The sequence below is a fragment of the Pseudomonas gingeri genome (assembly GCF_013385635.1).
Taxonomy (GTDB): domain Bacteria; phylum Pseudomonadota; class Gammaproteobacteria; order Pseudomonadales; family Pseudomonadaceae; genus Aquipseudomonas; species Aquipseudomonas gingeri_A.
The window spans coordinates 736,753-761,535 of sequence record NZ_JACAPR010000010.1 but is presented as its reverse complement, the minus strand read 5'-3'; the positions used below and the strand labels follow the sequence as shown (position 1 = coordinate 761,535).

At 62.3% G+C, this 24,783-nt stretch carries 22 protein-coding genes and 1 pseudogene; 8 read left to right on the top strand and 15 right to left on the bottom strand.

Annotated features, from left to right (window positions below):
• The first annotated feature begins 59 nt into the window (after positions 1 to 59).
• The gene (locus tag HX851_RS13810; RefSeq protein ID WP_177059897.1) at positions 60 to 956 is read left to right on the top strand and encodes a LysR family transcriptional regulator; all 897 of its coding nucleotides are present in this window, start codon (positions 60 to 62) and stop codon (positions 954 to 956) included.
• A gap of 78 nt (positions 957 to 1,034) precedes the next feature.
• On the opposite strand, the gene HX851_RS13805 is transcribed toward HX851_RS13810, so the two are convergent.
• From HX851_RS13805 to tauA, 7 genes are all read right to left on the bottom strand, one after another.
• Positions 1,035 to 1,679: a glutathione S-transferase family protein gene (locus tag HX851_RS13805; RefSeq protein ID WP_177059898.1), complete on the bottom strand. Its 645-nt coding sequence runs from the start codon at positions 1,677 to 1,679 to the stop codon at positions 1,035 to 1,037.
• Between the two features lie 127 nt (positions 1,680 to 1,806).
• On the bottom strand, positions 1,807 to 3,354 hold the full coding sequence (locus HX851_RS13800; RefSeq protein ID WP_177065719.1) for an MFS transporter: 1,548 nt from the start codon (positions 3,352 to 3,354) through the stop codon (positions 1,807 to 1,809).
• Between the two features lie 66 nt (positions 3,355 to 3,420).
• On the bottom strand, positions 3,421 to 4,932 hold the full coding sequence (locus tag HX851_RS13795) for an efflux transporter outer membrane subunit (protein WP_177065717.1): 1,512 nt from the start codon (positions 4,930 to 4,932) through the stop codon (positions 3,421 to 3,423).
• Between the two features lie 19 nt (positions 4,933 to 4,951).
• Positions 4,952 to 8,191: an efflux RND transporter permease subunit gene (locus HX851_RS13790; RefSeq protein ID WP_177065715.1), complete on the bottom strand. Its 3,240-nt coding sequence runs from the start codon at positions 8,189 to 8,191 to the stop codon at positions 4,952 to 4,954.
• A 15-nt stretch (positions 8,192 to 8,206) separates the two neighbouring features.
• On the bottom strand, positions 8,207 to 9,391 hold the full coding sequence (locus HX851_RS13785) for an efflux RND transporter periplasmic adaptor subunit (protein ID WP_177065713.1): 1,185 nt from the start codon (positions 9,389 to 9,391) through the stop codon (positions 8,207 to 8,209).
• Positions 9,392 to 9,585: 194 nt separating this feature from the next.
• Positions 9,586 to 10,263, bottom strand: a complete 678-nt coding sequence (locus HX851_RS13780) for a gamma-glutamylcyclotransferase (RefSeq protein WP_256262474.1) — start codon at positions 10,261 to 10,263, stop codon at positions 9,586 to 9,588.
• Positions 10,264 to 10,538: 275 nt separating this feature from the next.
• Positions 10,539 to 11,525: a taurine ABC transporter substrate-binding protein gene (gene tauA, locus HX851_RS13775; protein ID WP_177059906.1), complete on the bottom strand. Its 987-nt coding sequence runs from the start codon at positions 11,523 to 11,525 to the stop codon at positions 10,539 to 10,541.
• Positions 11,526 to 11,836: 311 nt separating this feature from the next.
• Here tauA and HX851_RS13770 point away from each other — a divergent pair, with 311 nt between their 5' ends.
• The 4 genes and pseudogenes from HX851_RS13770 to HX851_RS38695 all read left to right on the top strand — a co-directional run.
• Positions 11,837 to 12,205 carry a cupredoxin domain-containing protein gene (locus HX851_RS13770; RefSeq protein WP_177065711.1) on the top strand — a complete coding sequence of 123 codons (369 nt, stop codon included), beginning with the start codon at positions 11,837 to 11,839 and terminating at the stop codon, positions 12,203 to 12,205.
• Complete coding sequence (locus HX851_RS13765) at positions 12,195 to 13,019, top strand: FTR1 family iron permease (protein ID WP_177065709.1); 825 nt, start codon at positions 12,195 to 12,197, stop codon at positions 13,017 to 13,019. Before HX851_RS13770 ends, HX851_RS13765 begins: the two co-directional genes overlap by 11 nt.
• Positions 13,020 to 13,044: 25 nt before the next feature.
• On the top strand, positions 13,045 to 13,575 hold the full coding sequence (locus HX851_RS13760) for an iron transporter (protein WP_177059911.1): 531 nt from the start codon (positions 13,045 to 13,047) through the stop codon (positions 13,573 to 13,575).
• Positions 13,576 to 13,735: 160 nt separating this feature from the next.
• Positions 13,736 to 13,897, top strand: a pseudogene (locus HX851_RS38695) (NAD(P)/FAD-dependent oxidoreductase); the annotation flags it as partial.
• Here the strand turns inward: HX851_RS38695 and HX851_RS13755 are convergent.
• The 3 genes from HX851_RS13755 to HX851_RS13745 form a co-directional block, all read right to left on the bottom strand.
• Positions 13,831 to 15,153 (bottom strand): cation:dicarboxylate symporter family transporter, encoded by a 1,323-nt coding sequence (locus tag HX851_RS13755; protein WP_177059912.1) that lies wholly within the window; start codon positions 15,151 to 15,153, stop codon positions 13,831 to 13,833. The pseudogene HX851_RS38695 and the gene HX851_RS13755 overlap by 67 nt on opposite strands.
• A gap of 91 nt (positions 15,154 to 15,244) precedes the next feature.
• Positions 15,245 to 16,453: a pyridoxal phosphate-dependent aminotransferase gene (locus HX851_RS13750; RefSeq protein WP_177059913.1), complete on the bottom strand. Its 1,209-nt coding sequence runs from the start codon at positions 16,451 to 16,453 to the stop codon at positions 15,245 to 15,247.
• Between the two features lie 8 nt (positions 16,454 to 16,461).
• Positions 16,462 to 17,124 (bottom strand): RraA family protein, encoded by a 663-nt coding sequence (locus HX851_RS13745; RefSeq protein WP_177059914.1) that lies wholly within the window; start codon positions 17,122 to 17,124, stop codon positions 16,462 to 16,464.
• A 122-nt stretch (positions 17,125 to 17,246) separates the two neighbouring features.
• Here HX851_RS13745 and HX851_RS13740 point away from each other — a divergent pair, with 122 nt between their 5' ends.
• The 3 genes from HX851_RS13740 to HX851_RS13730 all read left to right on the top strand — a co-directional run bounded on the left by HX851_RS13740 (position 17,247) and on the right by HX851_RS13730 (position 20,750).
• A complete protein-coding gene (locus HX851_RS13740; protein WP_177065707.1) occupies positions 17,247 to 18,149 on the top strand; it encodes a LysR family transcriptional regulator in 903 nt (300 codons plus the stop codon).
• 140 nt (positions 18,150 to 18,289) lie between these two features.
• Positions 18,290 to 19,675 (top strand): MFS transporter, encoded by a 1,386-nt coding sequence (locus HX851_RS13735; protein ID WP_177065705.1) that lies wholly within the window; start codon positions 18,290 to 18,292, stop codon positions 19,673 to 19,675.
• A gap of 43 nt (positions 19,676 to 19,718) precedes the next feature.
• Positions 19,719 to 20,750 carry a hydroxyacid dehydrogenase gene (locus HX851_RS13730; protein WP_177059917.1) on the top strand — a complete coding sequence of 344 codons (1,032 nt, stop codon included), beginning with the start codon at positions 19,719 to 19,721 and terminating at the stop codon, positions 20,748 to 20,750.
• Between the two features lie 48 nt (positions 20,751 to 20,798).
• Here the strand turns inward: HX851_RS13730 and HX851_RS13725 are convergent, their stop codons facing one another.
• From HX851_RS13725 to HX851_RS13705, 5 genes are all read right to left on the bottom strand, one after another.
• A complete protein-coding gene (locus tag HX851_RS13725) occupies positions 20,799 to 21,716 on the bottom strand; it encodes a 5-oxoprolinase subunit C family protein (RefSeq protein WP_177059918.1) in 918 nt (305 codons plus the stop codon).
• Entirely contained in the window at positions 21,713 to 22,417 is a 705-nt protein-coding gene (pxpB, locus tag HX851_RS13720; protein ID WP_177059926.1) for a 5-oxoprolinase subunit PxpB, read from the bottom strand. Before pxpB ends, HX851_RS13725 begins: the two co-directional genes overlap by 4 nt.
• Positions 22,414 to 23,166, bottom strand: a complete 753-nt coding sequence (locus tag HX851_RS13715) for a 5-oxoprolinase subunit PxpA (protein ID WP_177065702.1) — start codon at positions 23,164 to 23,166, stop codon at positions 22,414 to 22,416. Before HX851_RS13715 ends, pxpB begins: the two co-directional genes overlap by 4 nt.
• Positions 23,167 to 23,245: 79 nt before the next feature.
• Positions 23,246 to 24,097, bottom strand: a complete 852-nt coding sequence (locus tag HX851_RS13710) for an urea carboxylase-associated family protein (protein WP_177065700.1) — start codon at positions 24,095 to 24,097, stop codon at positions 23,246 to 23,248.
• A 14-nt stretch (positions 24,098 to 24,111) separates the two neighbouring features.
• Positions 24,112 to 24,777, bottom strand: coding sequence for a GntR family transcriptional regulator (locus HX851_RS13705; RefSeq protein WP_017128142.1), 666 nt, complete (start codon positions 24,775 to 24,777; stop codon positions 24,112 to 24,114).
• Between the last annotated feature and the right edge of the window lie 6 nt (positions 24,778 to 24,783).

The following is a 24,783-nucleotide window of genomic DNA, read 5'->3' as shown; positions in this document are numbered from 1 at the left end:
CTCAGGTATTCCTGCAATAATCCAGTTCGAAATGCCCAGGTGCCCAGCGAGAGACAGTAATGGAACGCATCGATGCTTCATTTCCGGATATCGCCGCCTTTGTCGGCGTCGCCCAGACCGGCAGTTTCACCCGAGCGGCGGAAAACCTTTCGACCAGCAAATCCAATGTCGGCAAGGCCGTCCAGCGCCTGGAGGCCCGGCTCGGTACCAAGCTGTTCCAGCGCACCACCCGCGCCGTACGCCTGACCGAGGACGGTGAAACCTACCTGGCCGCCGCCATCGCCGCCCTCGACGGACTGCGCGATGCCGCACAGGCGCTGGCGGCCCGCAAGGAAGAGCCCATCGGTCGGGTACGGCTGGACATTCCATCGGGTTTTCGCCAGTTGTTCCTGCCGACCATCTCCGAACTGCGTCAACGCTATCCGCAGGTGACCCTGGAATTGTCCATGACCGACCGCATGTCCGATGCCGTCGGCGAAGGCTGGGATATCGTCGTCAGGGCCGGCGAGTTGCCGCAGGACAGCGAAATGACCGTGCGCAAGTTGTGCAATATCACCCTCAGTCTCTACGCCGCCCCCGACTACCTGGCGCGCCACACACCGATAGAGTCCATCGCCGACCTGGTCAATCATGACGCGGTGATCTTTCGCGGCTTCACCGGTCGACTGCGGCCCTGGTCGATTAGCGAAAACGGTCATGTCAGAGAGTTCATGCCCACCCCGGTACTGGTGGTTTCCGATGGCCAGGGCGTGATTGACTCCGCCGTTGTCGGACTCGGTATCGCGCAGCTCTACGACAAGGTGGCCCAGCCCTACGTGGATTGCGGCAGGCTTGTGCGAGTACTGCCGGCAGCGGATTCACCCGGCCCGCCCGTCCATGCGTTGATTCCCCTGGGCCACCGGATGCCGGCGAAAAACCGCGCGGTGCTCAACTACCTGGCGGACCGCCTGCGTTAGCTCTCCTCTTCGCCTCGGTAGAAAACCGCCCAATAAAAAAGGCCGCACAAGCGGCCTTTCTCGACAGCGCCATCAACCTCAGGCCGACTTGCGCTCTTCATGCAGTGCAACGATTTCGGCTTCATCCTTCAAGGCTTTCTGTACCGAGGCACGGGCATCGATGCGCGCCTTGTAGGCCATCAGGTTTTTCAGATGGGTGATCGGCGCACCGGAACGCTCATGCCACCAGGTACCGAACACATAGGCATCGGCCACGGTGAAGGTGTCGCCGGTCAGGTAGGCGCGGCCGTCGGCCAGGCGGGCATCGAGCACACCGTAGGCGCTGACCAGCTTGTCCCGGGTCCACTGGGCGCCGTCCACGGTCAGCAGTTTGCGCATCAGGGGGATATGTTTCTGGGCGATTTCCGTCGCCAGGAAGTTCAGCAACTGATCGAACTTGGCGCGCTCCAGGGTGCCACTCGCCGGGGTGAGCTGCGACTCGGGAAACTGGTCGGCCAGGTAGGAGGAGATAATCACCGTTTCAGACAGTTGATCGTTCTGGCCATTGTCGAGCACCAGGACCGGTACGTAGCCCAGTGGGTTGACCTGATTGAAGTCATCACCGTTGGAGGTGCTCTTGCCGAACACATCGTAGTGGATCAACTCGGGGCTCAGGCCCAGTTCGTTGGCAATGATCTGGACGGTCTGGGAACAGGTCTGATTGGCGATGTAGAGTTTGTGCATGATGGCTGTACCTGAGGTTGATTGAGTGATTCGTTCCCGGCTCGGGCCCGATGGATAAAGTGTGTGCTTGTGGACTTTGTGGATAAACAATCAGAAAGGAGATGCTCTGTAGATCAGCGGGAGACAATCAGGCCGTATCACTGATCGCCTCATCGGCAACCGCACGATCCTTGCTCAACAGACCCAGTACCACAGCAGCGGCGGCCAGGGTGATCAGGGTCAGGATGTGCAGCAGATACTGGAACGCCGCCGCATAGCCGGCGACCAGGCGCTCGTTGGCCAGCCCCGGCACTGTGTTGATCGCATGGGCCATGTCGCCCGTGGTGACACGGTGCGCGGTTTCGGCAATCAGCACAGCATCGGCACTGCCGGCAACCACCTGCAAGGCGTCGGAGAGGTGGCTGTGCAACAGCGACGCCAGCATCGCCGCCACGCTGGCCAGGGCAATGCCCTCGCCCGCCACTCGTACGGTGTTGAAGATCCCGGCGGCCATGCCGGCGCGCTCTTTCGGCACGACGCTGACCGACAGGCCATCCATCAGGCCCCAGGGCAGGCCGGCACCGATTCCGATCAACAGCATCGGGGCTACCAGGCCGGATTTCGGTTCGCCGACGTTGTACAGGCTCAGCCAGTGCAACCCTACGGCAGCAATGAGAAAGCCCACCCCCGAGAGGATCCCCGCCGAAACAAAACGGGTCAGCGAAGCGGCCAGCATCGGCACCACCAGCATCGGCGCGGACAGCGCCAACAGCAGCAGGCCGGCGTCAATTTCACTCAATCCTTCGACGCCGATAAAGCGCAACGGCAACATGACCACCAGGACGATGTAGCAGTAGCAGGTGCCGATGGGCAGCATCTGCACGCCGACGAAGCGCGGGAAACGCAACAGTGTCAGGTCCAGCATCGGCCGCTTGACGCGCATTTCGATCATCACGAAAGCCACCAGCAAGAGCGCCGACGCCGCCAGCAGGCCGACCACCAGCGGGCTACCCCAGCCGCTGTCAGGCGCCTGGATCACGCCAAAGGTGAACAGGGCCAGCACCGCGCTGAAGGTGACAGTGCCTGGCCAGTCCAGACCCATGGCATCCGGGTCGCGGGTTTCGCGCATGCGCGGCAGGCCGAAGACCATGGCGATCACCCCGATCACGGCCGTGAAGACAAAGATCGCCCGCCAACTGAACGCTTCGATCAGTACACCGGCCACCAGGGGACCAAACGCCAGGCCGATGCCGAAGGTGGTGCCGAGCATACTGAACGCACGAGTCCGCGCATGCCCCTCGAACTCTTGCGCCAGGGCGGCCGAACCGCTGGCCAGCGCCGCCGCACCGGCAACGCCCTGGACGGCCCGCAGGACATCCAGCCAGAACACCGAAGGTGCCAGGCTCTGCGCCACGGAAGCGGCGGTGAACAACAGCATGCCGAGGGTGAACAGGCGCTTGCGCCCGTAGACATCGGCCAGCGCGCCGGCCGCCATCAGCAAGCTGCCGAAAGACAACATGAAGGCGTTGGTGATCCAGGTCAGCGCCACCGGACTGCCGCCCAGGTCGCGACCGATGGCGGGCGTGGCAACGGCCCCGCCGGTAAAACTCAGGGGCAATACCAGGGCGGAAAGACAGATGGCTGCAAGAATGAACAGCTTGTCCCTCGACGGAGTATCGCGGTCGATTGAGGTCATGATTTCACCGTTAGTGGGATGGAAAGTGGCGTGGGCAGCTTTTGAAGATCGCGCTACCCACTGGAATCAATTTTGCGAAAGCGTCGTGCCGGCACGGGCCGCAGCGGCATCGTCCCAACCGCCGCCCAGGGCACGAATCAGGTTGACCGTCGCGGCCGCCTGGACGCCTTCCAGTTGCACCGCCGCGCGGCGTGACTGCAAAGCCACGCGCTCGGCATCGATCACCGCGAAATAGCTGGCATCGCCTTCGGTGTACCGGGCGCGGGCCAATCCGGCAGCGCGCCGGGACGCTTCCACCGCCTGCGCCTGGGTCAAGGTCTGGTCTGCCAGCACCCTCAGGTCGGAGAGGTTGTCTTCCACTTCGCGGAACGCCACCAGCACCTGTTGGCGGTAGTTGGCAACGTCCTCCTCGTAGACCGCGCGGGCATTGGCCAGATTGCCCTTGCGCAGGCCGCCATCGAAGATCGGCAGGTTGAGCGCCGTCCCGGCCAAGGGTCCGAGGAGGAAGGTACGGCTGCTCCACTTGAACAGGTTGCTCAGCGAACCCGACTCGAACCCCGCCGAACCGGTCAGGGTCAGCGACGGAAAGAACGCCGCTTTCGCCACGCCGATCCGGGCATTGGCCGCGGCCATGGCACGTTCGGCCGCGGCGATATCCGGACGTCGTTCCAGCAGCGACGACGGCAGGCCGGCGGGAATCCGCAGGTTCACCGGTTGCAGCGGGTTGGCGGCCATGGAGAACTCCGCCGGGGTCTTGCCCAGGAGTACCGCGAGGCTGTGCTCCGAGGCCGCGCGAAGGCGCTGCACGGTCATTCCATCGGTACGCGCCGTCGCCAGTTCGGACTCGGCCCGGGCGACATCCAGGTCGGCGATATCACCCGTCACATAGCGCTGTTGCACCATCTTCAGGGCCTGCTCGCGCAACTCGATCCCACGGCGATAAACCTCGGCTTGCGCGTCCAGTTCACGCAATGCGAAATAGTTCTGCGCGACGTCCGCCTGCAGCGCCAGCAACACCGAATGGAACAGGGCCTCGCTGCGCTGGGCGTCCGCATCGGCGGCATCCACTGTCGACGCGACACGGCCGAACATGTCAACCTCGTAAGACACCCCGGCCTGGGCGCGCCACATCGTCTGGCTGGCGCCCTGGCCACTGTCCGACTGGAACTGCGAGGCCGGCGAGACCTTCTCCCGGGTCGGGCCGAAACCCGCGTCCAGGGTCGGGAACAGCGCAGAACGGGCCGACTGCTTCAACGCCCGCGCCTCCTTCAAGCGGGCCGCCGCCGCCGCCAGGTTCTGGTTGGCATCGAGGGCCTGGCTTTCGAGCTGGTTGAGCGCGGTGTCGTCGAACACCCGCCACCACTCGCCCCGTGAAATGGCTTCCGCCGGCTCGGCGGCTTTCCAGCTTCCGGCTTCAGCGGGCTTTAAAAGCGGCGGGGTCTTTTCCTCCTTGTACGCCGGCGGCATCGACACCTGCGGCTTGAGGTACGTGGGAGCCAGCGAGCAACCCGCCGTCGCCAGCAGGGTCGCCAGCCACACAGTCCCGAAAAACACGCGATTCAGCGCAAATACTTTCATGTCGTTCTCCTTGCGGCTCTTACGCGATTTCAGGCGCGTGAACCGAAGACCGGGTGGGAGGGATAATCTGATCCGAATGCTCATGGCCGGCGAGATCAGCGCCCAGGTGCGGGTGCTTGCCATGCTTGTCCACCAGGTGCTCGACACCCGACAGCTTGCGCAGCAGCACGTAAAACACCGGTGTCAGCAGCAGGCCGAACAAGGTCACGCCGAGCATGCCGAAGAACACCGCGACGCCCATGGCCTGACGCATTTCCGAACCCGCGCCGGTGGAGAACACGAGGGGCACCACGCCCATGATGAAAGCGATGGAGGTCATCAGGATCGGGCGCAGACGCAGGCGACTGGCTTCCACCGCTGCTTGCACAATGGTGCGACCTTGCATTTCCAGCTCACGGGCAAACTCGACAATCAGGATGGCGTTCTTCGCCGACAGCCCCACCAGTACCATCAAGCCAATCTGGGTGAAGATGTTGTTGTCGCCATTGGTCAGCCAGACGCCGACCAGTGCGGATAGGATGCTCATCGGCACGATCAGAATGATCGCCAGTGGCAGGGTCAGGCTTTCATACAGCGCCGCCAGTACCAGGAACACCAGCAACACGCTGATCGGGAATACCCATAGCGCCGCGTTACCCGCCAATTCCTGTTGGTAGGTCAGGTCAGTCCACTCGTACCTGATACCGCGTGGGAACACTTCCTTCGCAATACGATCAACCGCCGCTTGCGCCTGACCGGATGAATAGCCCGGTGCTGGCCCGCCGTTGATATCGGCTGCGGTGTAGCCGTTGTAGCGCACGACCATTTCCGGACCGTAGGTGGTACTGACCTTGATCAGCGACGACAACGGCACCATCTCGCCTTTGTCGTTACGGGTTTTCAGCAGGCCGATGTTGTCAGCAGTGGCCCGGAACGGTGCATCAGCCTGAGCTCGCACTTGATACACACGACCAAAGGCGTTGAAGTCGTTCACGTACATCGAGCCCAGGTAGATCTGCAGGGTGTCGAACACATCGGTCACCGACACACCCAACTGCTTGGCCTTGACCCGATCCAGGTCGACGTTGAGTTGCGGCATGTTGATCTGGAACGTGGAGAACGCCGGGCCCAGTTCCGGCGCCTTGGCTGCGGCGGCCAGGAAATCCTGGGTCGCCTTGTTCAATGCCTCGTAACCCAGGGCGCCACGGTCTTCGATCTGCAGCTTGAAGCCGCCGACGGTGCCCAGGCCGGCCACCGGCGGTGGTGGGAATACCGCGATGGCGGCGCCCTTGATCCCGGCATACCGGGCATTCAACTGCGCCACGATGGCCGCGGCGGATTCAGCCTTGGAACGGTACTTGGATGGTTCGAGCACCGGGAATACCAGCGCGCTGCTGGGCGAATTGGCCAGGCTGACCGACAACCCCGGGAACTGCGGCAGGTTCTTGACCCCGGGAATGGCCAGGGCAATGTCGCCCATTTCCCGTACGACTTGCTCGGTGCGGTCCAGGGTGGCGCCGCTGGGCAGTTGTGCAATGGCGACCACATAGTCCTTGTCCTGCGCCGGTACGAAACCACCGGGCACGATCTTGCCCATCCAGACCGCGCCGCCCAGCAGGATGGCGTAGATCACCAGCATCGCCAGCTTGCGGTTGACCACGAGGCCCACGCCATGGCCATAGCGTTGCGAACCCCGGTTGAAGACCCGGTTGAACGCGTTGAAGAAACGCCCGAACAGAGCGTCCATGATTCGTGTCAGGCGGTCTTTCGGCTCGTCATGCCCCTTGAGCAGGATGGCCGAGAGTGCGGGCGACAGGGTCAGCGAGTTGAACGCCGAGATCACCGTCGAGATGGCGATGGTCATCGCGAACTGCTGGTAGAACTGCCCGGTCAGGCCCGACATGAACGCCAGCGGCACGAACACTGCCACCAGCGTCAAGGCGATGGCAATGATCGGCCCACTGACTTCCTGCATGGCTTTATAGGTCGCCTCCCGTGGCGAGAGACCGTCGGCAATGTTGCGCTCGACGTTCTCCACCACGACGATGGCATCGTCCACCACTATGCCGATGGCCAGGACCATGCCGAACAGCGACAGGGCGTTGATGGTGTAACCAAAGCCCAGCAACAGGGCAAAGGTGCCGATGATCGACACCGGCACCGCCAGCAAGGGAATCAGCGAGGCGCGCCAGGTCTGCAGGAACACGATGACCACCAGTACCACCAGGGCGATGGCTTCGAGCAGGGTCTGGATCACCGCGTGAATGCTGTCACGGACGAACTGGGTCGGATCGTACTTGATGCCGTAGTCGACACCGTCCGGCATGTCCTGCTTGATCTCCTGCATGACCTTGCGCACGTCATCGGAAATCTGCAGCGAGTTGGCATTGGGCTGCTGGAAGATGATCATCTGCACGGCCGGCTTGTTGTCCAGCATGGCCCGCAGGGTGTACTCGGAAGCCGCCATCTCGACCCGCGCGACGTCGGACAGGTGAGTCACCGCCCCGCCAGCGGCCTTGAGGATGATGTCGCGGAATTCCTGCTCGGTCTTCAAACGGCCCTGGGCGTTGACGCTCAGTTGCATCGGCACGTTGGTCAGCATCGGCGCACCACCGACGATACCGGCCGCGACTTGCACGTTCTGCTCGCGGATGGCGTTGACCACATCGGTGGCGGTCAGGTTCAGGCGCGCCACTTTCTGCGGATCGAGCCAGATGCGCATCGAGTAGTCACCGGCGCCCCACATCACCACTTCACCCACGCCGGGAATCCGCGCCAGGCGGTCCTTGACGTTGATCAGGGCGTAGTTGCGCAGGTAGGTCAGGTCGTAGCGCTGGTTGGGCGAAGTGATGCTCACGCCCATGGTCAGGGTCGGCGACGACTTGATCGTGGTCACGCCCAGGCGCTGCACATCCGGCGGCAGGCGCGGCAAGGCCTGGGCCACGCGGTTCTGCACGAACTGCTGGGCCTTGTCCGGGTCGGTGCCGAGCTTGAAGGTCACGGTGGTGGTCAACTTGCCGTCGCTGTTGGCCAGCGATTGCATGTAGAGCATGTCTTCGACGCCGTTGATCTGCTCTTCAATCGGCGACGCCACGGTTTCGGCGATGACCTTGGGGTTGGCGCCCGGGTACTCGGCGCGCACCACCACCGAGGGCGGCACCACTTCCGGGTATTCGGCGGTGGGCAGTTTGGTCAGGGCAATCAGCCCCGCCAGGACCACCAGCACCGACAGCACGCCGGCGAAGATCGGCCGGTCGATAAAGAACTTGGAGATATTCATGATGATGTTCTCGCGTTAAGCCGCAGGCTTCGCAGCACGGCTGATGTTCGCCATGTCAACGCTGGTGGCGTGGACACTGTCGTTCGGACGCACACGCTGCACACCGCTGACGATCACCCGATCACCGGCTTTCAGGCCGGAGGTGATGATGCGCAAGCCTTCATGCAGGTTGCCCAGGGTGACTTCGCGGTACTCGACCTTGTCGCCCTCGCCCACCAGCAGGACGAACTTCTTCGCCTGGTCGGTGCCGATCGCTGAATCGTCCACCAGCACCACATCCGATGGCTGGCCGCCGCCGACCTTGAGGCGTGCATACAGGCCTGGCAGCAGCGCGCCGGTGGCGTTGTCGAAACGGGCGCGCACACGGATGGTTCCGGACTGGGTGTCCAACTGGTTGTCGATGGAGTCGACGACGCCCATGCGCGAAAAACTGTCTTCATTGGCCAGGCCAAGGGACACCGGAGCGGGCTGGGCCGAAGACTGGTTCAGGTAGCGCAGGTAGGTTTGTTCATCGACATCGAACGAGGCATAGATGGGCGACACCGAGACCAGGCTGGTCAATACCGGCGCCGCGGCACCGGTCGAGACCACGTTGCCGACGGTCAGCTCGGCGCGAGACACACGGCCGGAAATGGGCGCGGTGATTTCGGTGTAGGACAGATTGACCCTGGCCGCATCCAGCGCCGCTTTTGCCACCTTGACGTTGGCGCTGGCTTCGCGCGAGGCATTCTGCTTCTCATCGAAATCACGCTTGGAAATGGCGTTCTGATCGATCAGTCGCGCCGCGCGGCCGGCATCGGTGGCCGTGTAGAGCGCACGGGACTCGGCAGCCGCCAACTGTCCCGCGGCGCGGTCCACTTCGGCCAGGTAGGAGCGCGGGTCGATGGTGAACAATGGATCACCCTTGCGGACCAGCGCACCATCCTTGAAATGCACGGCCACCAGGGTCCCGGAAACCAATGGGCGGATGTCCACCTTGCCCACGGCTTCGAGGCGGCCGGAATACGACTGCCACTCGCTGACGGACTTGAAGACCACGGTGGCGACGTCTACTTCGGTCTTGGGCACCCGGGCAACCTCGGCCGCCTGCGCCGTGCTGACCGGGGAAAAATGACCGCCATACTTCACGGCGATCCCGGCAGTGCCGGCCACTAAGAGCGCACTCAACACGACGGAAAGTCGTTTGGGATGGGCGATCATTTCTTTATCTCCTACTCGTTGGATGACGCCGCAGGCGGCTATCGAAAAACTTATTCGCGCTGCTGCAACTTGCTAAAACTTGAAAACCGCTTTTCCGGGCACAAGGAGGCCCTCACCCAGAACTTGAGCTGGGCGGATATAACGTCCACTACGGCGGTATTACTTCACGATGTGTTACTGCAAATAGTCATGCCTTAGAGAGCTATGCCTGTCGATAACGCGTCGATATATGCATCAACAAAACCGACCTCACATAACGCTCGATTCAACTTGTGAACATAATCGGCGTTACTCCCCATGGGCCCCGAAGCTTCGGCAATAAACGGCGCAATCGACTCGATACGCGCATCCGCCTCATACAGCGGGTGATCCGGTTCGGCCACGAACACCAGCGCTGTGACTTGCGTGCCGTCATCCAGTGAGAGCGGCGCCCACAACGGGCGGTAGGCTCCGGTCGGCATCTCGCGTATCCACAACAGCAACAGTTCTTCCTGCGCGACCTGCTCCGTCAACCGGAAGGCAACGCCCTGCGTAGAACCACCCGGCTCCAGGGCAAGCATTCGCCCAGGCGTTTCAACGGTGGCGCGTCCGGCAATGATCCGCATGCAGAAACTTCTGTGCCAACCGTGCAAGGTGGCCGGCTGTTGACCGGCGAAACTCAACAATGGATTCCAGAGCAACGAACCATAACCAAAGATCCACAAGTCGCCGGAAGTTGGCCGGGTCGCCAGCGTGTCCCGCATGGAGCGCTCGATTCGCTCAAGCGTCCACATGATTTCCTTGGGCACCTCACCGAAGTTCTCGAGATAGGCACCGGAGGTGATCTGGTGTTTCGTCAACATCGTCACGGCCTCTGAATCTTCGCTGCCCATGTCTGAATGATGACGGAGCGACGCATCTGGATAAATAACGACAAGTGATACTGTTAGTCGCTGCCGGGGAGACAATCCGCCGACTTTCCCGCATGGATGGCTGAATTATGCGTATCACTGCGGCAGGCATAAATAACGCACCATGCGCTTCAGCGTCGCCATTGAAGCGACAATCAAATTGCCCGCGTATGTATTGATCGAATCAGTAAGCTTCTCGACGACAGGCAAAAAAAAACCACTCTATCGAGTGGCTTCAGTGGGCAATGGCAGGCTGGTTATTGCGAGATGTACTGGTCACTGACATAGGGTGAATAGTCAGGAAGAACGCTTTCGATCTTGCCCTGCTCTTTCAGGAACTCGGCCGTTTGCGCAACCGCCTTGACCGTGCCACCGCCCAGCAGCTGCGCGGATTTCTGCTCGGCGGCATCAGGGAAATGCGAGCCTTGCAGCAGTTCCGGGATATCGGCCGGATTGGCGCCGGTAAAGCGCGCGATGGTCTTGACCTGCTCGGAGTCGGCGGTCCACTCGGCCTTGTGCGCGTTGTAGTCGGCAATTGCCGCCAGGCTGACCTGGGTGAACTTCTTCAGGACTTCCGGATGTTTTTCCGCGAAGTCCTTGCGCGCCACCCAGACTTCGAAGGTCGGCGAACCCCACTGCGAGACTTCACCGGCGTCGGTGAGGATCCTCCCGGTCTTGCGGATTTCACCCAGTGCCGGCGACCAGGTAAAGGCGCCGTCGATATCACCGCGTTTCCAGGCCGCGGTAATTTCCGCCGGAGACAGGTTGACCACCTTCACTTTTCCCGGGTCCAGGTTCCAGTGCTTGAGCGCGCCGAGCAGGCTGTAGTGGGAAGTCGAAACGAAGGGGGTGGCGATGGTCTTGCCGATCAGGTCCTGGGGACTCTTGATACCGCTGCCGTCACGCACCACCAGGGCCTCGGAGCCCTTGATCTGCGAGGTGACGATAAACGCCACCAGTGGGAATTTACGCGAGGCCGCGGCGGCCAATGGACTTGAGCCCAGGTTGCCGATCTGCAGGTCGCCGGAGGCCATGGCCGCAATCACCGCCGGCCCGGCATCGAAGCGGCGCCAGTTGATTTTCTCGCCGATGACCTTGTCGAACGTGCCATCGGCGATGGGCAGCTTGGTGGGATCGATGCCAGTGATATAGCCGATGGTCAAGTCGGCCGCATGGGCACTCAGGGAAATACCGACAACTCCCAGCAGGGTGATCAATTTACGGCTCAGCGATAAGGCATTCATGGGGTGGCGAACCTGCGGACTGAAGGGCGGTGTTCCACTCTTCGGGCATGGGACGCGCCGGCAACAGAGGCGCTGAACGTCCGGGCATCCCCCCTGAGTGGCGTGGTGGAACCAGCTTAAACGTTCTAAATAATATCTTTTAAATACTGTTTTGGACTTAGCTTAGAAAAGGGCGATAGCGGTTCAGCCGAGCCTCCTGACCTCGAACATGAAATCTTCATGAAGAAGCTCGGTTACGCCCTCTGGCGGATTGCTTCCCCGGAAAGTAACACGCAACATTCGAGAATGAGTCTTATTAACAAGAGCCCTTCATGCTTGCCCGGATCACATTCACCTCTGTCCTTTTCCTGCTATCGAGCCCGATAGCATTGGCCGCCGAAACAATCGACGACGCCCCCATCACCCTCGTGCTGGAAAATCATCACTTTACCCCGTCGACCTTCACGGTCCCGGCGGACAAGCGCTTTCGCATCCAGCTCACCAGCCACGACAACTCCGTTGACGAGTTCGAAAGCTACGACATGAAGTTCGAAAAAATCATCGTCCCGGGCGGCACCATCACGGTGTTCACCGGCCCCATGCATCCCGGGACCTACAGCTTCTTTGACGACTACCATCCGGATGACGCCAAGGGCACGGTCACCGTGACGGCGACAGGAGGCCAGGACGATGCTCGCTAGTCTGCTGATCGTATTCCGCGAAGTCCTGGAAGCAGGTCTTATCGTCGGCATCGTGCTGGCCGCGACCCAGGGCATCAGCCACCGGGGACGCTACATCGTCATCGGTATCGGCGCAGGCGTGCTCGGAGCCGGCGTGCTGGCCCTGTTTGCCGGTGCGATCACCGAGTCGCTGTCGGGGTTCGGCGAAGAAATCTTCAACAGTGCGATCCTGCTGGTCGCGGTGGTGATGCTTGGCTGGCACACCTTGTGGATGGCCAGCCACGGACGGGAAATCGCCGCCGAAATGAAAGCGCTGGGGCGCGCCGTGACGCGCGGCGAGTCGTCCCTGCCGGCCATGGCCACCGTGGTCGCTGTGGCCGTGCTGCGCGAAGGCTCGGAGGTAGTGCTGTTCCTCTACGGTATCGCCGCCTCCGGCCAGACATCCGCCCTGTCGATGCTGGCCGGCGGGGTGCTGGGCGTGCTGGCCGGCAGCCTGGTCTCATGGCTGCTCTATCGCGGCCTGGTCATCATCCCGTTGAACAAACTCTTCGACTTCACCAGCGGCTTGATCGCCTTGCTGGCGGCGGGCATGGCCGGGCGCGCGGCCGCGATCCTCGCCGGTGCGGACCTGATTCCCGCCTGGGGCTACGAGTGGTGGGACAGCTCCTCGATCGTCGCCGACGGCAGCATGACCGGCCGCGTACTCCAGGCACTGCTGGGCTACAGCGACAGGCCCATGGGCGTGCAGCTGGCCGCCTGGGCCGTCACCCTGGCCACCTTGATCATTGGCCGCTGGTTGATCAGGCAGCGCCCCGCCGCAGCCACGATTCACTGAACCTCAACGTCCTCAGGAGTACACCGTGAAATCTTCATTCAACGTATTGGCGCTGGCCCTTGCCGGTGTCGGCGCCCTGACTTTCGCGGCAGGCGCACAAGCCCGCGAGTTTCCCATCGGTGGTCCGGTGCAGACCCATGACATGGAGATCGCTTCCTCCTACCTGGTCGGAATCGACATGGCCCCCATGCCTCCGGGCATGGTGATGGGCGCCGACAGCGTGCACCTTGAAACGGACGTGCATGCCACCGCGGACAACAAATACGGTTTCGCCAACGGCGAGTGGATACCGTACCTGCGAATTTCCTACCTGCTGGTCAAGCAAGGCTCACCTGACTACAAGGAAATCGGCACGCTGCTGCCGATGGTCGCCAAAGACGGCGCGCACTACGCCAACAACGTCAAGATGGACGGACCGGGCACCTACACCGTGGTATTGCGTTACGAGAGCCCGCAGGTCAACGGTTTCTTCCATCACATCGACAAGGAAACCGGCGTGCCGGAATGGTGGGGACCTTTCAGCGAGACGTTCACCTTCAAGTACCCGCAGAAGTAGATAACCACGGCCTTCCGGCAGACTACCGTTGAATACGCAGCGGCCCCCATCAGGGCCGTTGCGCCGCATGCAATCAGGGCTTGGCCCGATCCGGACCGGCGATGCCCTCAGCCATCTATCGGCTCGATCAGCGCGAAAACCTGCTGCGATAGTCACGGAATGGGGCGCGGTGTACACCGAGGGTTGGGACCGTCAGTTGAAACGGGTCAAGGACGAAGCCAAGAAGCTCAAGACCAGTATCAACAGGGTATGGATCTATCCACCTGCCGCCGAGCGTGCGACGGCGCTGGCATCTGCCGATCCGCTGATCCCGGTGGCCTGATCATCGCGGGCCTGGGCGTCCAGGCCCGGGCTCCCCCGCTCCCAGCGCGCGATCACCAGGGGCGCCAACGCGTTGCCGAGCACATTCAGGGTCGTGGTGCCCATGTCCATGACCCTGTAGACACCGGCAATGAACGCAATGCCCTCCAGCGGCAGCCCGGCGCTGGCCAGGGTCGCCGAGAGGATCACGAACATGAAGCCGGGCACGCCTGCCGCGCCCTTGGAGGTCAGGACCATGGTGACGACCAGGACCGCCTGCTGGGCAAGGCTCAGTTCTATCCCGTAGAGCTGGGCGACGAACAGCGTGCCGATGCCGAGGAACAGCGAGGCGCCATCCAGGTTGAACGAGTAGCCGACCGGGACGACAAAGGACACCACTTCCCGTGGCACGCCGAATTTCTCCAGCTTGACCATCAATTGCGGCATCACCGCCGCCGAGCTGGCACTGGAAAACGCCAGGACCAACTCATCCTTGATGTGCCGGATCAAGCCGAAAATCGAGACACCGGCCAGCCGCGCAATACTGCCCAGCACCACCACGGCAAACAGGATCAGCGCGACATAGGTGACCAGTATCAGCTTCGCCAACGGCAGGAGTGAGGAGAAACCGAAGTTGGCGACGGTCACGGCAATCATGCCGAAAACCCCGATGGGCGAGTACGCCATCACCATCGAGGTGATCCGGAACATCGCATCGCTCAGCCCCCTGAACACCGCCAGTACCGGCTCCCTGCGCTCATCGGGCAGGCCGGACAGCGCCAGTCCGAACATCACGGCAAAGAACAGCACCGGCAGCAGGTTGCCCTTGGCCATGGCGTCGACGATGTTATCCGGCACGATGCCCAACAGCAGGCCCATGATCCCCTGGTGCCCGCTGCCGGCAGGCAGGCTGATGCTGGCGGCCTTGAGGCTGTGCAGATCGGTGCCGGCACCCGGCTGGAGCAGATTGCCGAGCACCAGGCCGACAATGATCGCGGTGGTGGTCACGGCGAAGAAGTACAGCAGGGTTTTCATCCCCATCCGGCCGAGCGCCTTGCGATCGCTGTGGCCGGCGACGCCGACCACCATGCAGCAGAACACGATGGGAATGACGATCATCTTCATCAGCTTGATGAACAGGTCGCCGGCCGGTTGCAGCAGGTTTTCGGTGAGCCAGGGACGTGCGTCCGGGAAGTGGTTGAGCAAGGCACCGACAGCGATGCCGAGGATCAGGCCGATCAGGATCTGAACGACCAGGGGAATACGAGGTTTATGCATGTCCGTCTCACAGGTGATGTCAGTGGCAGGATCTTGTTTTCAATGGGGAGGCAGTACCCTCCCCTGACAGCTGTCGGCTCGAATCGGCCGATCAGCGCAACACGGCGCAGGCCTTGTGCAGGCGCGCGCAACCTTCGCGGATCAAGGCATCGCCGCTGGCGAAGGAAAGACGCACGTAGGGACTGAGACCGTAGGCGTCGCCGACCACCGTCGCCACGCCGGCCTCTTCAAGCCAGTAGCGGACCACGTCGGCATCGGTCCGCAGTGTCCAGCCTTGCGGGACCCGACGACCGAGCAGCCCCGCCACGTTGGCAAACACGTAGAACGCGCCGTCCGGGATGACGCAACTCAATCCCGGGATGGCGGACAGCAGCTCCAGCATGAGATTGCGCCGTGCCTTGTAGAGGCTGGCCATGGCGCGGACCGGTGCCTGATCGCCGGCAAATGCCGCCACCGCAGCCGCCTGGCTGATCGAGCTGGGGCAGGTGGTGCTTTGCGACAGCAGCTTGCCGATGGCGGCGATCAACCAGGTCGGGCCGGCGCCGAAGCCCAGGCGCCAGCCGGTCATGGCATAGCCCTTCGAAGCACCGTTGACGATCAGCGTCCGCTCTTTCAGGTCGGGCGCCGCGTTGGCGAAAGAGACATGCCCACCCTCGGTATAGACGAAGTGCTCGTAGATCTCATCGGCCATGACCAGTACATCGGGATGTTTGCGCAGCACTTCGGCGAGGGCCTGCAACTCATCCAGGGTGTAGACCGCCCCGCTGGGGTTGTTCGGTGAGTTGAGGATCAACCATTTCGTCTGCGGGTTGATGGCCGCGTCCAGTTCCTCCGGCGTCAGTTTGAAACCGTTGCCTTCATGCCCGACGACAACAACCGGAGTACCGCCGTTCAACCGGGTGATATCCGGATATGAAACCCAGTACGGGGTATGCACAATGACTTCGTCTTCGGGATCGAGGGTCGCCGCCAGCGCTTCGAAAATGATCTGCTTGCCACCGGCGGCCGCGACAACCTGATCGACCGTGTATTCGAGGCCGTTGTCACGCTGCAGCTTGGTCACGATGGCTTTGCGCAGCGCAGGCGTGCCGAGGGTATTGGTGTAATGGGTATCCCCCGCCAGCATCGCCGCCTGGGCCGCCTCGACGATATGCGCCGGGGTGGCGAGGTCGGGTTCGCCCACGGTGAAGTTGACGATGTCCCGGCCTTGCGCCCGCAACGTCGCCACCAGGGCATTGGCCGCGATGCTCGGCGAAGGGGCAATGCTCAGGACGCGTCGGGAAAGAAGTGCTGTACTCATGGTTTGCCTCACATCAGGCCGGCTTTGACGAGGGCGTTGGTGATCCACGATTGCTCGACCGCATGAGTGGCGATCTCGGCCTTCACCCGCTCTTCGTGGGCTTCGTGTTCACGGGCCTTGACCAGCACGTCCTCGGCCGCTTCCTGGGAGAACGCGACCAGGCCATCCTCGTCACCGACCACGATGTCCCCCGGGTTGATCACCATGCCGCCGATGGACACCGGCACGTTGATCTCGCCCGGCCCGGTCTTGTACGGCCCGCAGTGCACCACGGCCCTGGCATAACACGGCGTGTTCTCGAAGCACGCCACGTCACGGATGGCGCCGTCGACGACAAAGCCGACGCAGCCGCGTTGCAGGGCGTACAACTTGATCAGTTCACCGATGACCGCATTGTTGGTGTCGCCCTGGCCATCAATCACCAGGACGTGGCCCGGCTTCAGCATCATCAGGGCCTTGTAGATATACAGGTTGTCTCCCGGACGGGTCTTGACCGTCAGCGCCGTACCGACCAACTTGCCCGTGCGGTTATAGCGCGTCAGGCCACGAGCACCGATATGCCGGCCCAGGTTGTCGCTGATATGAGGGGTAACCACTGATGCAAAGGCTTCGATCAGAGAAGTGGAAGCGGTCGCAACCGATGGGTTGATACGGGTGCCTGGAAGTAACATAAGATGCCCTACTTATTAGGTTTGTTATCACGACAAACCGATAGTAGTGAGTCTAAAATTATACTTTTAGCGATATTTATATATGATTTACCATCTCTTTTAGTAATCACAAGGTTATGTCGATGGTCACGTTCAAGCAGCTGGAAGCCCTGTATTGGATATCCCAGCTCGGTAGCTTCGAGGCCGCCGCAGACAAGCTGCACATGTCCCAATCGGCGATTTCCAAGCGTATCGCCGAGCTGGAGGAAACCTTCAGCGTCGCCATGTTCGACCGTACACGGCGCACCTCGCGCCTGACCCCCAAGGGTGCGCTATTGCTGGCCCATGCCAGCGACCTGCTGATGCGGCGTGACCAGATGCTCGGTGAGGTCAGCGACAAATCGGCGCTCGTGGGCCGCTTTCGCCTGGGGGTGACCGAACTGACGGCAATGACCTGGCTGCCTGCGCTGGTGGAACGCGTCAATGCCGTTTACCCGAGGCTGCAACTGGAGCCTTCGGTGGATGTCGGCTCGGGCCTGTTTCGCCAGCTCGAACAGGATCAGCTGGACCTGATCGTGGCGCCGGCGGTCTACGCCGATGCACGGTTTGTCAGCCTCCAATTGCAGAGCGTGAGGAATGTGTGGATGTGCTCGCCACGTCTGCTGGATAGCAGCCGCGTCTGGTCCCTGGCGGAACTGGCAAGCCAGAAACTGCTGACCCAGGGGGTTTCTTCCGGGGCCGGGCTGCATTACCAGCGCTGGTTTGCCGCACAGGGCGTGGACTTCACCCGTACCATCAACGTCAACAATCTGCTCGCCCAGGTGGGCCTGACGACATCCGGACTGGGTATCGCCTATCTGCCCAAAGATTGCCTGGCGCACCTGCTCGACCGTGGTGACCTGTGCGAGCTGCAATGCGAGCCGGCCCTCCCGGACGCACCTTACATCACCCTGCACCGGGGTGATCGCTGGGTCGGCGTGAGTGCCGAGATCGCCGAGATGGCGAAGCAACTGTGTGATTTTTCCAGACTGCTGATTGCCCGCTGATTACTCGGAAGTGGGCGTGACATATTCCACGCAGTTCGCGGAAAAAAAGTGATGGTATTCGAGTCCTAAATATCGCTAAAGATATTCCTCCGCTAACCCTAGTATTTATTTTCCCAATAAGAAAAATACCGGGTCACTCGATGAATTCGCCAGCATCTCGTATTACTGTTCCAAAGAGAGGCGGCTTCCGCTGGATAGTCGCCGCATTGTTTTTCCTCGCTTATATGATCGCCGGTGCGGACCGGGCCAATATCGGTGTCGTAGTGCCCTTCATCAAACAGGAATATATGCTCAGCAATACCGATATCGGTGCGCTGGCAAGCCTGTTCTACCTCACTTATGCCTTGGTGCAGATTCCCGCCGGTTACTTGTTCAGCCGCTTCGGCATCCGCAATCTGTTGACCGCCTCCCTGGTGCTGACCTCTCTGTCGACGTTACTGATCGGCATGACCAGCAGCGTGCTGCAGTTGAAGCTCGCCCGTGCCTTGCTGGGCGCGGCCGAGGGGCCGATCAATATCGGTATCGTCTCGATCATCAATCGCTGGTTCCCGTCACGGGAAAAAGGCCTGGCGACCGGCATCTTCATGTCGTCGATCAAGTTTGCGCCAGCCTTTGTCCCGCCGCTGTGTGCGCTGATCGTCAGCCTGTATGGCTGGCGGGAAGTGTTCTACATCTTTGCCTTCCCGGGCCTGCTGATCGCGGCGCTGTGGTGGCTCTATGTCAAGGATGATCCGTCGCAGAGCGCGCATTGCTCCGAAACCGAAAGGCGCTATATCCAGGAAATCGACACGCCCCCAGCCAAGGCCACTGCCACCCTCGCGCCCCGTCACAGCCGGCTTGACCGCTTTATTCGCAGTCGTGAAATGGACCTGCTGGCGGACAACGCCAGTATCCTCAGGTCATGGAACGTCTGGGCCTGTGCGCTGGGTTACTTCCTCATGGTGGGCATCACCTACACCATCATGACCTGGGTGCCGACGTACCTGGTCTCGGTCAAGCATTACTCCGTGCTGAAGATGGGTGCGGTGGCAGCCTTCCCCTGGGTCGGCGCGATCATCGGCAATCTGCTGGGCGGCTGGCTTTCCGACAAGGTCTTCGACAGGCGCCGCAAGCCGGCGATGCTGATCACCGCCCTGGCGACCATCGTGATGATGTTGGTGCTGCTGAACTCGCCGGACGATCCGGCACTGCTGGCCGGCATCTTCCTGCTAACCGGCATTCTCCTCAACATCGGCTATTCGACATTCCTGGTCTACCCCATGGGCCTGGCGGTCAAGGACAAGGTCCCGTTCGCCGCGTCCATCGTCAATACCGGCGGTTCGCTGGGCGGTGCCTTTGCCCCGTTTGTCGTCGGCGTGCTGCTCGATGCCTACAGCTGGAACGTGGTCTTCGTCTTTCTCGGGGCCTGCTCCCTACTCACTTTCATCATCCTGCTGACCATGGTCGAACCGCGCCCGAAAACCACGATCACCGTCGAAGCGGACAACGGGGTCACCGACCGTCAGCCGGTCCTGTCACGCCCTTGAATCACACCTTTGAACCGTGGCTTTCCTGGATAAAGGACAGAGTATGTCTAGCTCATCGAGCAAAGTTGTCAGCCGCCTGGACCTGTGGATCAATCCGATCTTCGACGAACTGATCGAGGCATCCCCGGCATTGCGCCTGCAACGCCTGTTGCGCGCCGACGAAGATGGCGTCTGGGCGGGCCTGGCCCGTTCGGCTGCCTATCACGTCACCGCCGCCAAGGATGAACTGCCGCGCCAATGGTTCGCCGATGCCGCGCTGATAGAACGCTGCCCGGACCTGCTCTGCGTCTCCAGCGGCGGTGCGGGCTACGACACCGTCGATGTCGACGCCTGTACACGCGCCGGTATTGCCGTGGTGAACCAGGCCGGGGCCAACGCGAACTCCGTGGCCGAACACACCTTCGGGCTGATCCTGGCCCTGGCCAAGCGCATCGTTCCATCCAACCGGCGGTTGCGGACGGACAGCGGTTTCGCCCGCGAAGAGCTGATGGGCGATGAAATCCACGGGGCAACCCTGGGCATCATCGGTCTCGGCGTTATCGGCGAGCGCACCGCAAGGGTGGCCCGTGGTTTCGGGATGAACGTGCTGGCTTATGATCCGCACCTGGACGCAGACACCCTTGGCCAACGCGGGGCCCAACCGGCAACGCTTGAGCGACTGCTGGCCGAGTCGGATTACGTCTCGCTGCACTGCCCGCTCAACACCTCGACCCGACACCTGATGGGCGCCAGGCAGTTCGCGGCGATGAAGCCGGGAGCGGTGTTTGTCAGTACCGCGCGCGGCGGCATTCACGATGAGGAAGCACTCTACGAGGCGCTGAAAGACGGTCATCTGGCGGGGGCCGGGCTGGATGTCTGGGCCGTGGAGCCGCCGCCCCACGGTTCGCCATTGCTGGCGCTGGAAAACGTGATCGCCACCTACCATACCGCCGGCGTCAGCGTGGGTGGCCGGCGCAATGTCGCACGCTCATCCGCACAACAGATCCAGACGCTGCTGCGTGGCGAACGCCCACCTCATCTGCTCAATCCGCAGGTCTGGGAGCACTTCCTGGAACGGCTACGAAACGCGGCATGAATGCGCGCCACCACGCCCGGACAGCGGACGTGGCGGCATGGGTTGGCGTCAATGCCATTGCGCGAGGAAACGCAGGTGCTGCTCCTGCGCAACCGCCTGGACCACCGGCGCCAGCCGCAGGCTGTCACCCGGCAGGCACTGCGCCAGGCGGGCCAGCGAGCGCGGGGTCAGGGCCCCCAGGCGTGGATAGCCGCCGATGGTCTGGCGATCGTTGAGCAGGATGATCGGCTGGCCGTCCGGCGGCACCTGGATAGCGCCCAGCGGAATACCCTCGGAGATCAGCGCCTTGCCCTGGTAGTGCAAAGTCGGCCCGAGCAGGCGCACGCCCATGCGGTCGGCTCTCGAATCGACTTGCCAGGGGCTGTTGAAGGCATCGAACAGACTCTGCCCGGCGAAGTCGGCGATCTGCGCCCCCAGCACGGTTTCCAGCGGTCGGGTCGAAACCAGGTCAGGGATACGGCCCGCCTCCAGCTCCCGCGGTTGCGGCGAAGTGCCGGACCAGACCAGCCGATCACCCGCCGCCAGCGCCAACCCCGCACCGTCGAGACCACCCAGGCCTTCACGGCACACAGTGGCCTTGCTGCCCATGACGGGTGTCGCATCGAAACCACCGGGAGCCGCCAGGTAGGCGCGCGCGCCCTGGATCGGTTGACTGAAGACCAGGCGCTGACCACGGCGCACCAGAAAACTGCGCCAGGGTTGCAGCGGCTGGCCGTCGAGACGGGCGCCGAGGTCGGCACCCGCCAGGGCCAGACAGGCATCTTCCTGGGCAATCAGTTCCAGGCCGCCGAGGGTGATCTCGATCACCGCCGCCTCCAGCGCATTACCCAGCAGCCAGTTGGCCCAGGACATCGAGATCCAATCGGCGCCGCCGCCCTGGGTCACGCCGAGCTGGCGAATGCCGAAACGGCCAGCGTCCTGCAGCAGCACCAGGGGGGTACTGCGTTCTACCTGCAAGCCACTCATGCCAAGGCCTCCAGTGGTGTGTCGTCGCCACCCAGGCGGATGAACTCATGATGGCTGACCGCCTCGAAACGCACCCGGTCGCCCGGTTGCAGCAGGCTGTAGCCCTCCAGCGAATGATCGAACAGCTTCACCGGCGTGCGCCCGATCAGGTTCCAGCCACCGGGAGAAACTTGCGGGTAGGCGGCGGTCTGGCGCTCGGCGATACCGACGCTACCGGCCGCCACACGCTTGCGCGGTGTGCTCAGTCGCGGGCTGGCGAGGCTTTCCTCGACCAGGCCCATAAAGGCAAAACCGGGGACAAAACCCAGGGCAAAAACCTGATACTCGTGGCGGCTGTGACGCTCGATCACCTCATTGACCGACAACCCGCTGCGCTGCGCCAGCCGCTGGAGTTCGGGCCCCACCTTGAGGTCATACCAGGTCGGCAGGCTGTGACTGCGACCACTGCTACCGACATCCGGCTGCAAGCCGTCGAGCGCCTCGGCGATCAACTGCCGGGCCTGCGCCGCCAGCAACTGGCGCAGGTCGTAGTGCACCATCAGCGTGGTGTAGGACGGTACCAGGTCAATCAGACCACGACCGAAACGCTCGCGCAGACGCAGCGAGGCCGCCAGCATCCACGGCATATTGGCCTCATCGATGGCGTCGAACAACCGCACCATCAGGCAGTCAATGGCAACGATTTCAATGCGAATCCTCATACCGACCGCAGCTCCCCGAGGGCCAGGCGAATACGCTGCACGGCGGCGATAGAACTCTCGTTGTCGCCATGCACGCAGATCGTATCGACCTGCAGGTTCAGGGCACTGCCATCACTGGCGACCAGGTCTTCGCCACGGGCCAGGGTCACGGCCTGGTTGATCACCCGTTCCGGATCATGATGAACCGCGCCGCGCACGCTTCGAGAGACCAGATGCCCGCTCGGATCGTAGGCGCGATCGGCAAAGGCCTCGAACCACAGCGGTACGCCGAACTCCTCGCTCAGGGCCAGGGCCGTGCCGTTGTCACGCTGAGCCATCAGCATCAGCCGCAATTCACCCTCATAGGCGGCCACGGCCTTGAACACCGCACGCAGTTGCTGGGCATTGCGCATCATGTCGTTGTACAGCGCACCGTGGGGCTTGACGTACTGCACCTTGCCGCCCTGGGCGCGACAGATACCGTCCAGCGCACCGATCTGGTAGAGCATCAGATCTTCGACTTCCTGCGGTGAGCAGCTCATCGAGCGGCGACCGAAACCGACCAGGTCCGGGTAGGCCGGATGGGCACCGATGCGAACTTCGTGGGCCAGTGCCAGGGTCACGGTCTTGCGCATGATGCTGGGGTCGGAGGCGTGGAAACCGCAGGCAATGTTGGCGCAATCGATAAAGGGCATGATGTCGGCGTCGCAGCCCATGGTCCAGGCGCCGAAGCTTTCACCGATATCGCAATTGAGTAAGGGTATCGTCATTGTTATGGATTCCTGGCTGTACAGCCAAACTGCAAAACCCCCGGGGCCGGTGAGCCCCGGGTGGAGAGGTGCCCTGCCGTTACTTTTCCCACTCGGCCTTGGGGATCAGCAGGCCATGGTTGCCGTTGTAGCTGGCGCGTTCAGGCTGCTTCCAGCCTTCCAGCAGCGACTCGTCGAGACTGTAGATTTCCACGCCCAGCGGGCGGCAGACCTTTAGCGGGTCTTCGGCATCGGGACCCCACATCGGCAACGACAGGTCGCCACCCGGGCAGGTGGACAGCGCGCACAGCAGATCGATTTCGGCGAAGAACTCCAGGTAGTCGCCCTGCTTCGCCGGGCAGGCTTTCATGAAGTACATGTCATCGTGATTGAGGCCGGTGCACTGGAAGATATTCAGCACATCGTGCACGTCGAACTCGGTCAGGCCATGGGGCAGCACGGCGCGGGTCAGGTTGGAGTGACAGTGATGATGGAAGTCCTCGCCGGTGAGCATCTTGTTGACGTAGGGATCGCAGCGGGTGCCCAGCAGGTCGTGGAGGCGGCCACCATGTTCGTCGATGCCGTAGTCGGCCAGGCTGTCATCGGTGATGGTGACCATCGGCCGCAGGAACGGCAGGTTCGACCACAGGCGGTCATGGGTGGTGACGTGGGCGCCCTGCAGTTGGCGGGTACGGGCGGCCCACATGCGTTCACGGGGATCGTTGGCGTTCCACACGTTGAAGTCGCCGACCTGTGGGCCGACCGGGGTCGTCACGCGAAACACCTGACCGGCCTTGACCTTCCAGGCGCGGCCGGTGCGAATCGGCACTTCGAATTGCTCGACCAGCTTGCGCCCTTCCCGGCTGTCCCGCACACGTTCATAAAAGGCTTTGTCGACCTGCAGGGCGGCGCCTTTGCTGACCTGATAGGCCGCTGGATAATCCTTGTACATGGTGGTTCCTCTCTTCAGTGTTTGGGGATGCTGCTGAGGATGTCCAGCAGCACCAGTTCGGAGTCGTTGAGGTAGCTGCTCATGGCTTCTTCGGCTTCCTTCTTGCGGCCATCGCCCAGCAGGTCGTGAATGTGCCGGTCACGTTCCAGCCAGGGTTTCTGGAAGGTTTCCTCGCTGGGCGCGTTGGAAAACACCAGGCGCATCTGCGCCGCCACATGGGTGAAGAATTCGTCGAACAGCGGGCTGCGCATCAGCCCGACGATATGTTGGTGAAAACGCAGGCTGTGGGTACCGAAGGCCTGCCAGTTCTCACGGTCCTGTGCCAGTTGCGCCGCCTCGATGGCTTCGAGCATCAGGTCGGACTGGTACTCGCGCAGCGGCTTGCTCATGGCGATGGCCTGCAATTCGAGGGTGCGGCGCACCTTGAAAATGTCGCGCACTTCATCGACACCCAGCCGGCGCACCATCACGCCCTTGTTGCGCACATAACTGGTCAGGCCCTCGCGGCCCAACTGGTGCAGGGCCTCGCGTACCGTGTTGCGCGAGGCGTTGTAGGCATTGACCAGCTCGCTTTCCACCAGCGGCATGCCCGGCAGCAGACGCCCGCCGATGATGTCTTCACGCAGCTCGATGGCGACCTGGTCCGGTAGCGACAGGCTTTTTTCCTTGGATTGACTCACGGTTGC